The following is a 12,425-nucleotide window of genomic DNA, read 5'->3' as shown; positions in this document are numbered from 1 at the left end:
GCCGTCGCTGGCGGCATCCCCCACTCCCGATACCCGCAAATCGCCGTGCTTTCAGCGCGCGACGTGCGGGTGTGCGCAACACCTTCCCTTTTTGGCGAGATCCCTCTATGTCCATCGCATCGCGTGCGCTGCCCCGGCGCTTGCTCATCCTTGGTTTGATCGCCACCGGCCTTGGCGCGGCCTCCACCGCGAGTGCGGCCTGCACCGCCGGCACCTGGACGGCGCGCGTCAATGAAATCGGCATGCCGCCGGTGCGCTACGAAACCGCGCATTTCGCCTTCCGCTGGAATGGCAACGGTGTCTCCGACGCGGATGTGCGTGCGGCCGGCGCGCATCTGGAAATGGTCTGGGACACCTTCATCAATCGCCTGCAGTTTCCCGAGCCGTTCTGCAATGTCGCCACCAAGTACAAGGCCAACCTGCATCTGGACCCGAGTTTTGGCCTGAGCGGCGGTGCCACCAGTAGTGGCGGCATGGGCATGTGGATGGCGCCGGGCGGCCTGCGCGACCATTGGGGTCTGGCGCACGAACTCACACACGCACTGCAGTACCAGGCTGGCGGCTTGCAGGAGTCCGAATACACCGGCTGGATCTGGGAATCGCACGCCAACTGGATGACCCATCAGCTGCCGGAATTCCACAGCAGCGACGTGCATTGCTCCAGCATGCTGGTGAACTACCCGCACGTGTATCTGGGCTCCACGCGCGACCGTTATTGCAACTGGCAGTTCATGGAGTATCTGAAGAACCGCTACGGCTACGCCATCATCAACGACATGTGGAGCAAGGCGCCGCGCATCGACAACCCGGCGCGTCGCAGCGCCGATCCGTTTTCGGTCATCAAGACCAACATGGGCTGGACGCAGGCACAACTGAACGATGTGTTCGGCGACTGGGCCATGCGCAACGTCAACTGGGATTACACCAATCCCGACGGCAGCGACCAGGGCGTGCTGTATCGCGCGCGCTACGGCAGCAATCTGTCGTTCGACCCGCAGCGCACCCAGGACTGGGACAACCGCGACCGCGCGTTGCGCATGACCGTGCTCGACCCGGTGGCCGGCCAGGCCAACCGCTATCGCGTGCCGTTCGAATGGGCACCGCAGCGCTGGGGCTACAACCTGGTGCAGCTGATCCCCGCCAGCGGCGCCACCACGATCCAGGTCGCCTTCGAGGGCCAGGTGCAGAGCGCAGCAGCGGTCACCAGCCTGCCCGGCCTGCTCAACGATCCGTCCAGCATTCCCACCCCGGACTCGGACTGGCGCTGGGGCGTGGTAGCCATCGACAGTGCCGGCAAGGCGCGTTACAGCACGCTGCAGCGCGGCGCCAAGGCCAGCGTCAGCATGCCGCTGAAGAGCGGCGACCGCGCGGTGTATCTGATGGTGATGGGCGCGCCCAGCACCATGCAGCAGATCAAGTGGGACCAGTCGTACTACGCGATCTACCGCTACCCGTGGAGCGTGACGCTGACCAATGCCGCGCCAGCCGGCAGCCAGCCCAATGCGCCCACGCCCACCCCGGTGGGACGTCGTCATGCCAACGGCGGCGGCTGGGTCGCCAACACCGCCAATGTCGCCTCCACCGCCTACGTGGGGCCACGCGCACGCGTGCTGGCCGGCAATGTGCTGGGCAATGCACGCATCGATGGCCGCGCCACGGTGATGGGCGGCACGGTGCAGGGCAATGCGGTGCTCGGCGGGCTCACCGTGTGGCATCCGGGCGCCACCATCGGTGCCACTGCGCAGGCGCATACCGTGTTCATGGGCCCGGGTGCGTTCGGCGCCATCAACGTCGGCGGCACCGCACAGCTGCGTGGCGATGTCGAAGAGCAAGGCGCCTCGCCCACCCAGGGCGTGTTCTACGGGTTTGTCGATCCGGCCACGATGACCAACCCGGAGTTTGGTGCAGACCTGCGCCAGGCGGTGCCGGAAATCACCGCGCGGCCAGCCGGCTGGTGATCTTGCGCAGCTGCAGCAAGTAGCTGCGCATCAGCGCAAGAAGACTCCACACACAGGCCAGGGACGGCCATCGGTGGACGCACGCAACGCTCACGCCGCTTGCGCGCGTCACTGGCACGTGCCGTTTGTTTGGCATTGCGCCTCGCGTCTGATTTGGCTGTTATGACCACGTCACCGCACCACAGTTGCAACCTGTTGAAAGCAGCGCGTGGTCCTGTGTGGCGAGTGGGTTTGAGAGCGATCGCATGCAGGCGTGCGCTTGCATGCGGTGCTATGGCCGCATGCACACCAGCACTGCACATCGACGCTGCCGTGCACGCTGCACGTCCAACGCAGGCTCAATCGTCGAGTTCGGCCAGCCGTGCGCGCAGGCTTTCCACATCGATGTGCTCGCGCACATGCGGCCATTGCCGCGCCCACACCGAGCGGAACACGATCCACGCCCCGAACACACCCAGACAGGTGGAGCCCAGCGCCAGCAGCAACGGGTGCAGCGGCGAGCCGGTACCGGTCTGGAACAGATACATAAACGCCCCGGAAAACAGCAGCCACACGCCAAACACTGGCCAGTTGCTGGCCAGCAGGCTGGCATTGGGCCGCTCGATCTCGCGCAGCAACCGGCGCAAGGCCTTGCGTTCGTCTTCGTCGCTGGACGTCATCGGCTGCCGCTCCCTAGTGAATGTCTGCGTTGAAGTCCCGGCTGCAGTGCGCAGCCATCACCCATTGCCATCGTGCACAGACCTGCATCCGCTGCGCGATGACGATGACCGTACCGCCTCACCTGCACCACATGGAACAGCGCACGCCACGCGCGGCGGCGGCAGATGCGAGCACCCGCCGTGCAACGCTTACCTGCAGTGCAACGCAGCCACACAGCGGCGGCGTCATTGGGCGGCCACGACTGTAATGCCACCGCCGGTGCCCAACCACGCAGCGGGCGCTACGCATCGCCCGCTGCCTCATCACTAGCGCTGTCACATCACGCGGCAGAACACGGCCTTGAGATAACGCGATTCCTGCACGTGCGCCATGAATGGATGATCCGGACCGGCACCGGCCACTTTCAGGATCTGGATGGTGCGGCCGGAGAAATACGAGGCGCGGCGCAGCATGTCCAGAAACTCCTGCTCGGCCACCAGGCCGGTGCACGAGAAAGTGGCGAACAGTCCACCGGGCTTGACCACGCCCAGCGCCAATTTGTTCATGTCCAGGTACTTCTTCAGCGCCGGGATCACCTGCTCGCGGTCGCGGGTCATCTTGGCCGGGTCAAGGATCACCACATCGAACTGATCGCCGCGATTGGCCGCATCGCGCAGCCATGGAAAGATATCGGCCTGCACGAACTTGGGGCGCACGTTGTTGAGCTTGGCGTTGCCCTTGGCAATGGCGATGACGTCTTCGTCGATATCCACGCCCAGCACCTCGGCCGCACCGCGCGCGGCCGCATACACCGCAAAGCCACCGGTGTTGCAGCACAGGTCCAGCACGGTCTTGCCTTCCACCTGCTCGCTCAGCCACTGGCGGTTGTCGCGCTGATCGGCAAAGAACCCGGTCTTGTGCGCGCCGGCCGGGTCGGCACGGAACTTGATGCCGTGCTCGGTGATCACGGACGCTTCGGTGGTGGTGTTGCTGTGGAAGTCGAAGCTTTCCTGCTTTTGCACGTGTTCGTCGGCAAAGCTATGGAAGCGGCAACCCGGGAACTGCTCGCGCAGCGCTTCGTAGATCCACTCACGATGGCGGAACATGCCGGCGGCGAAGAACTCCACCACCACCAGGTCGCTGTAGCGGTCTACCACCAGGCCGGACAGGCCGTCGCCTTCGCTATGCACCACGCGCCAGGCATCGGAGACACCGTCGAGCTTGAGCCAGTCGCGGCGCAGGCTCACCGCCGCGGCGATCTTGCGCGAAAACCAGCCCGCATCCACCGGCACCGACTGGTCGGTTTCCAGGATGCGCACGGCGATGCGCGAGTGGCCGTTGTAGAAGCCGCGGCCGATCCATTCCCCATCCACGCCGACCACATCGACGATGGTGCCGGGTTTGGGCTTGGCGATGGGCTTTTCGACCAGCTTCTGGAAGATCCACGGGTGGCTGGAACGCCACGCATTCTTGAGTCGGACGACGGGGACAGGAGTATTCATTCACCTATTGTATCCGGCTGGATTGACGTGCCCGTCCCCGGCACGCAGAATCGGCTCCAGAAGGGGAGTAGCTCCCAACGTTGTCGCCGTCATTACGAGTCCTGCTCCGGCAGACGCTCCGGTGCAACGGCAACCGGTCTGGCCGGTTGCGAGCGAGACCTTCGCCGCGCAGGCGAAGGTCCGTCACCCGGAATCCACGATTTCCGTGTCACAAGGCCTCAGCCCAACCGGCTGTCCAGGTCGTTTCACTTTTCGGGATTCTTTTATGCAAACCATTGGCAATGTCTGGTTATGGGGCGGTTTCGGGGCGGTGGTGATCGCCGCGCTGCTGATCGATCTGGTGCTGATGCGCCATGGCGGCGCCCACAAGGTCACCTTCAAGGAAGCCACCTGGTGGAGCATCGGCTGGGTGCTGCTGGCGCTGGCCTTCAATGCCGGGCTGTGGTGGTACCTGCAGGGCACCATGGGCGATGCGCGGGCCGATCAGATCGGGCTGCAGTTTCTGACCGGCTACCTGGTCGAAAAATCGCTGGCGGTCGACAACATCTTCGTGTTCCTGATGGTCATGACCTACTTCGGCGTGCCCGAAGAACAGCGCCAGCGCGTGCTGATCATCGGGGTACTGGGCGCCATCGTGCTGCGCGCGATCATGATCTTCGCCGGCTCGATGCTGCTGGCCAAGTTCCATTGGCTGCTGTACGTGTTCGGTGCGTTTCTGCTGCTGACCGGCATCAAGATGTGGTTCTCTGCCGGCAAGGAGCCGGATCTGGAGACCAACCCGGTGTTGCGCTGGATGCGCAGTCATCTGCGCCTGAGCCCGCAGTACCACGGCAACCTGCTCAGCGTGATCAAGGATGGCAAGCGCTGGTTCACCCCGCTGTTTGTGGTGTTGATCCTGATTGCAGTGATCGACGTGATCTTTGCGGTGGACAGCATACCGGCGATCTTTGCGATCACCACCGACCCGTTCATCGTGCTGACCTCCAACGTGTTTGCGGTACTAGGTTTGCGCGCGATGTTCTTCCTGCTGGCCGGCATGGCCGACCGCTTCCACCTGCTGCCGTACGGCCTGGCGGTGATCCTGGTGTTCATCGGCACCAAGATGATGATCATCGATCTGTACAAGATCCCGGTGCTGGTCTCGCTGGCGGTCGTGGTCACGATCCTGGTGGCCACCATCATGCTGAGCCTGTTGCGCCCGGCCAAGCCGGCCGGGCACTGACGGGCCGGGAATCGGGAATCGGAGGCGTGCTTTGCTGCAGATGGTGGTGCAAGGGACGCCGCGGTTTCGCTTCGTCTCTTGCCACTGAGCCCGGTCGTGGTCTTCGGCCTTGATTGGTGGCTACGCCGCCCACTGCTCGGCTGGGCCGCAGCGCACCACAGGCGATACCGGAACATCGGCGCCGCGCCCTGGTTGCCACCCGATCATCTGCGGTGAATTTGCCGCCGCGGCCTGCCTGCCGGGCGTTGCATCAGCCCGGCAGGCGGCGGGATTGTCCCGTCGCCGGATCCGGTTATCCCGCGCTAACGGGGCTTGCAAAGGCAAAACCACGCCGCCATCCGTGACTGTATGACACCGCATTCTGTTGCCTCCGATACCACCACCCAGAGCCGCGTGGACCGCTCGCGGGTCCTGCGCGCCTTCAACATCAGCCTGGCCGCCGTGTTGCTGCTGGTGGCGGTGTTCACCGCGCAAGGCATGTTCGACTGGCGCGCCTGGGCGGTCGCGCCACTGCAGGCCGACGGTCTGATCGGCATCCTCACTGCGCCGCTGTTGCACGGCTCGCTCGCGCATCTGGGCGCCAATGCGGCAGCGCTGCTGATCCTGGGCACATTGGCCGGCAGCGTGTACCCGCGCGCCACCGCCATGGCATTGCCGCTGCTGTGGCTGGGCTCGGGGCTGGGCGCGTGGCTGTTGGGCGAGCCTGGCAGCCGCCACCTGGGCGCCAGCGGCGTCACCCACGGCCTGATGTTTCTGGTGTTTGTGCTGGGCCTGCTACGGCGCGACCGCCCGGCGATCGCCACCAGCATGATCGCCTTCCTGTTCTATGGCGGCATGTTGGTGACCATCCTGCCGCACGAAGCCGGCGTGTCCTGGCAATCGCATCTGGGCGGCGCGGTGGCCGGCCTGATCGCCGCGCTGCTGCTACGCCTGCGCGACCCGCAGCAGGCCAAGCCGCGCTACAGCTGGGAAGACGAGGACGAAGACGCCGCCTGGGAAGTGCGCGACGCCGAGCACGCGATGCTGGAACCGCCGCCGCCACGTCAGGTACCGGTGCTGTGGCAACGCCAGGACGACGGCTCGGAAAACGTGGTGCTGCATTTCCCGCCGCGCGAGCGCCCGCCAGGTACCTAGTACCTGCATGAAACGATGATCGAAACGATGCTGAGCTCCCGTAGGAGCGTGCCTGCGCGCGACGGGGCGTTACCAGAACCGCCACACGTCGCGCGCAGGCACGCTCCCACAACCGTGGTCGCTGCATTTCCGACCGCGCGAGCGTCCGCCGGGCACACGGCGCATCTCGTCAGGCGAACATCAGACCAATCAATGGCGTTCTGCCCAATCACGTAGGAGCGTGCCTGCGCGCGAGGGCATTACCGATGATGCCCGGTAAGGTGCGTACCCGAAGGTCATGCAGCGCAAGAGCGGTGTTGCATCGCCAAATGCATCGTCATCGCATTGCGTACAAACGGGTTGTAGCGCGCTGATGCTTTCCCGGTCATGCCCGTCGCGCGCAGGCACGCTCCTACAAACGTGGTGCTGCACGTCTCGCGAAGGCAAGTAGCGCCTCTCGTAAGGTCAACATCCAACTAATCGGGCCGCTACACCGCGTTACGTAGGAGCGTGCTTGCGCGCGACGGGGCGTTACCGACGATGCCCGGCACGGTGGGTACCCGCGGATCACGCAACGTAAGAGCGTTGCTGCAACACGAAGTGCCTCGTCATCGCATCGCACGCGAATGGGCGCGCGATGCAGCTATCCCGGTGATGCCCGTCGCGCGCAGGCACGCTCCTACTAGCGCGCTACCTATCGCGGCGCTTGCCCGCGCAACGCACGCCGCGCCAGACCCGGATCATCGGCAAAGAACGCATCGATACCCGTGTCCAGATAGGCCTTGAGCTCGGCCAAGGCACCTGCGTCGTTACGCTCGGTCACCGCGCCGCTACTGCGGTTATCGGCGGCCAGAAAGTAATTTTCCGGACGGAATGTATACGGCTGCACCTGCAATCCGGCTGCATGCGCATCGCGCACCAGGCTGGTCGGCATGCCCAGCCGTTGCTGCGCATCCAGCGGAATGATGGCGCGGACGTCCGGCCCGATCGCATCGGCGTAGCTGGCCACCTGCTTGAGCCCGGCCGGGGTCATTAACTGCGCATAGGTGCCGGGCGCGTCGCCCTTGCCCGCATCGGGCAACGGCATCTGCGTGCCACCCAGCAACTGCAGCAGGCCGATGTTGCTTTGCCGCCCGATCTTGCCGCGTAGGTAACGCAGATTGCCGGTCTCGAACGACTGGATCACCACCGGCGCCGTGCGCGTATACGCATGCGCGTGCAAGGCGGCCAGCACCTTGTCTTCCATCGGCAAACCGAGCGCACTGAAATAACTCGGATGCTTGATTTCCGGAATCAGCCCGATCGTGCGCCCGGTTGCGGCAGATTCGGCCGCGACGAAATCGATGATCTCATCGAAGGTCACGATCTGAAACTGCCCGTCCCAGCGGTTGCCACGCAGTTGCGGCAACCGCTCGCGCGCGCGCAGCGTCTTCAACTCGTTCAAGCTGAAGTCTTCGGTGAACCAGCCTTCCATCGATTGCCCATCGATGGTCTTGCGGGTTTTGCGCGCAGCAAACTCCGGGTGACTGGCCACATCGGTGGTGCCACCGATCTCGTTTTCATGGCGCGCCACCAGCACGCCATCTTTGGTCGACACCAAGTCCGGTTCGACAAAATCGGCGCCATCGACGATCGCCTTGGCGTAAGAGGCCAAGGTGTGTTCCGGGCGCAACGCACTGGCGCCACGGTGCGCAAAGATCTGCACCGTCTTGGCCAACGGTGCCTCGGCCAACGCGGGCCCGCTCATGCCGACCATCATCGCTCCCAACACCAACGCACGGTGGAACTGCATCATGCCTCTCTCCAACGAAAAAGCAGCCATCAACACCACCGCGTCATCGCCAGGCCAGCTTGGCCGACGATCAAGCAGAGATGCACGCCCGTGCATCCCGCTTCCTCCGCATCGTCCGCACCCGCCCGACAATCACTCGCTAGGTGGTGTCAGCCACTCTAAGACTATTCACGTCGATCAACATCGGAAATCAATAAAGCAGCAACCAGACCCGCTGTTACGATTCCCGATTTCCCACTCCCAAATCCCGTCCTCAGAACTTGGCATCCAGCGTCAGAAACACCTGCCGCGGCGCACTGGCGTGGAACGCCAACTGCCGCCCATTCGGATCACTGTTGGCGAACGCGGTGAGGTTGGAGGCGTAGCGCTTGTCGGTGAGGTTGGTGACGTTGAGCGAGAGCTTGAGCGACTGCAGCACGCTGACCTGGCCGAACTCATAGCCGGCACCGGCATCGAATGACGTGTAACCGCCAAAGCCCTGATCGTTGGTGTAGGTGTAGAAGCGTTCACCGGTGTACTTGCCGCGCAGGTTGACGTTCCAACCGGCGTAATTGAAGGCGATTTCGCTCGCGAACATGCGCTTGGGCGTATCCACCGTGGTCTTGCCGGCGGTGGCAATGGTCACCCCGTTCTGCACGTAGTTGTCGTCGTAGGTGGAGCGGTTGATCGAGGCCGAGTTGTACCACTGCAGGTAGCTGGTGGGCTTCCAGATCACGGTCAGTTCGCCACCGCGGCTGCTCACCGAGCCCACGTTGAAGAAGCGCGTGGTGCAGGCCGGCGTGGTGCCCTGCTGGATGCTGGCGCAGGGATTGAGCGAGAGCAGACGGTTGTCGAAGGTGACGTCATAGCCCACCAGCGAGGCCTCGAAGCGATCACGCACGAAGCGGTAACCGGCTTCCATGGTGCGCGACTTTTCCGGCTCCAGCGCACCGACGCTGGCATCGAACGAAGCCTGCGTCACCAGCAACGGACCACCGGCGCCGCCGCCCTGAAACGCAGCGATGTTTTCTGCGTAGGAGGCAAACACTTCCTGGCCTTCGGCAAGCCGATAACCCAGCCCGATCTGCGGCAGCACCGACTCGCTGGCCTTGATCGACCCGGTCGCCACCGGCGCTTCCACCGCGATGCCCGGTGTCTCGCGTGCGGTCATTTCGGTGCTCGGGCTCTTGATGCCCAGATCCAGGCTCAGGCGCTCGTCGAGAAACTTGAAATTACCCTGCACGTAGAACTGCCGGGTGGTGATCACGTAGTTCTGCGAGAACAGCCGACGATTGGGATTTTGCAGAAATTTGTCGTCGTCCACCGGCCCGGTGATCCAGTAGAAATTGCGCTCCACATCGTGGTGATTGCGCTCGTACCACAGCCCGGCCTCCAGATGATGCGGGCCCAGATCCCAACCCAGCGAGGCGATGCCGCCGGTGCGGTTGATCCAGTAATTGGTGCTGCGGATCGAGATCGGCAGTGCCTGCGGTGTGCCCGGATTGGAGGCCTGGCCCGGCGACCACCAATGGCCCTGCCCCTTGTTTTCATGGTGATACACCTGCGTGTGCAGGCTGATCGCATCGTTGGGCTGGAAGTCGCCGGCGACATAGAACAGATCGTCGTCGCGCAGCGCACGGCTCTGGTAGTACGCATCGTCGACGTTATCCACGCCACCGCTGAAGCCGCAACGCGCGGCATTGCGCGTGGCCGGTGCGCAGTACGCGGCCGCCAGTGCACGGTTCCAATCTGGTGCGTACAGATTCCAGTCCCAGCCCAGACCACGTGCCATGCCGCTCTTGGACAGATAGGAATAATCGGCCTGCGAGGTGCGCGAGGTATCGGCGAAAGCAGTCAGCTTGCCGCCGTCGAACTGGTACACGCCCTTGGCGTTGAACTGCCGCGTGGTGGTCGGCGATTCCGGACGCGCCCACATGTCCGCGGTGGCTTCGATGCCCGACAGATACGCAGAAAACCCGTTGTAATCGCCGGTATCCACGCGCAGGAAGGTGCGACGGTTGGCATCGGACCCCAGCGTCTGCGAGACCTGTCCGCCGAACACGCTGGACGGGTCGGCCGAGTAGTACTGGATGGTGCCGCCGAGGTTGCTGGTGGACGCCGTGCCCAACGCACCGATGCCCGAGGCCAGCTCCACGCCACCAAAGTTTTCTGCGATCAACGCGCGGCTGATGTTGAGGCCGTTGTAGTTGCCATAGGCATTATCGCCCAGCGGCAGACCGTCGAGCGTATAGCCCAGACGCGTGCCGTTGAAGCCGCGCAGGCTGATCGTCTGCGATTCTTCATTGGCACCGAAGGCATCGTTGGATTGCACGTTGACGCCCGGCATGCGGTTGAGCAGCTTCTGGATGCTGGTGCCCGGCGGCAGCACCGGAATGTCCTGCTGGGTGATGCGCTGCACCTGACGCGTTTCGCCCTGGCCAATCACCGACACCGCATCGAGCTGCTGCACGGTGGAGCCGGTGTCGGCGGACACGTCGGCCGGCGTATCGGCGGCATGCGCGGCCGGCGACAACACAAGCGCGGTGAGAACGGCGGCACTTAAGAGATGGGTCTTGGGCATGAGTGGCGTGGGGGACGAGTCAAAAGATGACGGCAAGCGTGCGACAGCTGTCTTGCGTCGATGCGACGCTGAGATGACAGTGCCGAGACAGCTACTGCGCATGCCGCGCTGTCGCTGCGTTGTGCTGGCATGCGCGTGTCATCTGTACGTCGTAATCTGCGCGACTCTTCCCGTCGTACTGCTTTCGAGGAATCGTCCATGGCCCACCGCATCGCCCGCCATTCGCAACGCACGCTGGCAAGCGTCGCCATTGCTGCCTTGGTGATCGGCAGCGGTGTGGCCAGTGCCCGGCAACCGGCAAAGCCGGTGGACTCGGTGCTTGCCACCGACGCGCGTGGATACCTGGAAAAACAGCAGCTGCCCGACAGCCTGCAGCTGGTTCCGCCCCCGCCGCAGGACGGCAGCGCCGCGCTCGCCAACGACGAAGCCATCGCCAAGTCCATGCTCGCGCTGCGCGGCACACCGCGCTGGGACCTGGCTGCGCGCGACGCGGTCCTGAGCTTTCCCGACGCCGCCAGCCATTTCAGCTGCGCGCTGGGCGTGCAGATCGATCAGACCAGCACGCCGCATCTGCTGCGCCTGCTCGAGCGCAGCATGCGCGACGCCAGCAGCAGTACCAGCGCCGCCAAGGCGCGCTATCAGCGCCCGCGCCCGTTCATGCGCAACGCGCAGCCGATGTGCACCCCGGCTGACGATGCGGCACTGCGCAAGAACGGCTCCTACCCGTCCGGTCACACCGCTATCGGCTGGACCTGGAGCCTGATCCTGTCCGAGATCGCTCCCGCCCAACGCAACGCGCTCCTGGCACGCGGCCGCGCCTTCGGCGACAGCCGCCTGGTCTGCAACGTGCACTGGCAAAGCGATGTCCTGCAAGGCCGAATGATGGGCGCAGCCACCGTCGCCGCACTGCACGACAACCCGGGGTTTGAAAAGGATCTGATCGCTGCACGCCGCGAAATCGCAAAGGCCAAGCCTGCGGATTCGGCCACATGCGCAGCGGAAACAGCGGCTTTGCAGACAGTGTTGCCGGGCGCGATGTAGGCAACAGCGTACGTTGCCCTGTTTGACTGGAACGGCCATGCCGGCTTGAAGTGCGCTGGCCTGTGCGCAGCGGTCTTACCGAACGTCGGCCGGCGACAGCCCACCGACCTGCGGCCGATGCACGTGCGACACCAACAAAGCGAAGAGCCGCGTCATGCACGAGGAACGCGGAAAACTGCGCCTTAGCGTGAGCCTATGCGCCACTGGTACGCGGATCCAAGCAGGCCCCTACCGCCCCGAGCACGCAGAACCGGCGTCAGGCCGGGCAGCGTCGTAGGCCTTGCGGCAGGCGCTCCAATAACCCGGGGTGCAGCAGCACCTGCGCGTTCTCAACGGAGTCGTGAAGCGGCCTTGCAGCCCTTATCGGCGCGCTACGCCTTCTTGATCATGCAGTGACCGTGGCGATCCGGCATCCACACACCGCCTGGGCAAGCACGACGCCTGTCTTGCAACGCCTGACGCTACAAGTCCCGGGGTCCTGGCATCGCTCCGCTTCGACGACCCGGCCCCCTGTAGCGATGCCGCCTGTCCAGCGCTGGTACCTCACGGCTGAATACTTCATTCCGGTACAGCATCTGCGCGTGCGAATCTCGGCCCA

At 64.4% G+C, this 12,425-nt stretch carries 8 protein-coding genes and 1 other RNA gene; 5 read left to right on the top strand and 4 right to left on the bottom strand.

Annotated elements, in window-relative coordinates:
* Positions 1-107: 107 nt before the first annotated feature.
* On the top strand, positions 108-1,958 hold the full coding sequence (locus tag ABQZ00_RS23330; RefSeq protein WP_323539114.1) for an Svx/AvrXca family virulence/avirulence protein: 1,851 nt from the start codon (positions 108-110) through the stop codon (positions 1,956-1,958).
* A gap of 338 nt (positions 1,959-2,296) precedes the next feature.
* Here the strand turns inward: ABQZ00_RS23330 and ABQZ00_RS23325 are convergent, their stop codons facing one another.
* A complete protein-coding gene (locus ABQZ00_RS23325) occupies positions 2,297-2,617 on the bottom strand; it encodes a hypothetical protein (protein ID WP_115514768.1) in 321 nt (106 codons plus the stop codon).
* A 315-nt stretch (positions 2,618-2,932) separates the two neighbouring features.
* A complete protein-coding gene (locus ABQZ00_RS23320; RefSeq protein WP_055852526.1) occupies positions 2,933-4,099 on the bottom strand; it encodes a class I SAM-dependent rRNA methyltransferase in 1,167 nt (388 codons plus the stop codon).
* A 265-nt stretch (positions 4,100-4,364) separates the two neighbouring features.
* Here ABQZ00_RS23320 and ABQZ00_RS23315 point away from each other — a divergent pair, with 265 nt between their 5' ends.
* Both ABQZ00_RS23315 and ABQZ00_RS23310 read left to right on the top strand, forming a co-directional pair.
* Positions 4,365-5,321 (top strand): TerC family protein, encoded by a 957-nt coding sequence (locus ABQZ00_RS23315; protein ID WP_055852529.1) that lies wholly within the window; start codon positions 4,365-4,367, stop codon positions 5,319-5,321.
* A gap of 348 nt (positions 5,322-5,669) precedes the next feature.
* A complete protein-coding gene (locus ABQZ00_RS23310) occupies positions 5,670-6,455 on the top strand; it encodes a rhomboid family intramembrane serine protease (RefSeq protein WP_311240088.1) in 786 nt (261 codons plus the stop codon).
* A 673-nt stretch (positions 6,456-7,128) separates the two neighbouring features.
* Here ABQZ00_RS23310 and ABQZ00_RS23305 read toward each other — a convergent pair.
* Positions 7,129-8,229 carry a glycerophosphodiester phosphodiesterase gene (locus ABQZ00_RS23305; RefSeq protein WP_323539115.1) on the bottom strand — a complete coding sequence of 367 codons (1,101 nt, stop codon included), beginning with the start codon at positions 8,227-8,229 and terminating at the stop codon, positions 7,129-7,131.
* Positions 8,230-8,306: 77 nt separating this feature from the next.
* Here ABQZ00_RS23305 and ABQZ00_RS23300 point away from each other — a divergent pair.
* Positions 8,307-8,381: non-coding RNA, sX9 sRNA (locus tag ABQZ00_RS23300), on the top strand.
* 98 nt (positions 8,382-8,479) lie between these two features.
* Here the strand turns inward: ABQZ00_RS23300 and ABQZ00_RS23295 are convergent.
* Positions 8,480-10,786 (bottom strand): TonB-dependent receptor, encoded by a 2,307-nt coding sequence (locus ABQZ00_RS23295; RefSeq protein ID WP_115559378.1) that lies wholly within the window; start codon positions 10,784-10,786, stop codon positions 8,480-8,482.
* 198 nt (positions 10,787-10,984) lie between these two features.
* Between ABQZ00_RS23295 and ABQZ00_RS23290 the strand changes: the two genes are divergently transcribed.
* On the top strand, positions 10,985-11,827 hold the full coding sequence (locus ABQZ00_RS23290) for an acid phosphatase (protein WP_323539116.1): 843 nt from the start codon (positions 10,985-10,987) through the stop codon (positions 11,825-11,827).
* The last annotated feature ends 598 nt before the right edge of the window (positions 11,828-12,425 follow it).

It is taken from the genome of Xanthomonas sp. WHRI 10204 (assembly GCF_040202875.1).
GTDB lineage: Bacteria > Pseudomonadota > Gammaproteobacteria > Xanthomonadales > Xanthomonadaceae > Xanthomonas.
This window is presented reverse-complemented; position numbering and strand designations above follow the sequence as displayed.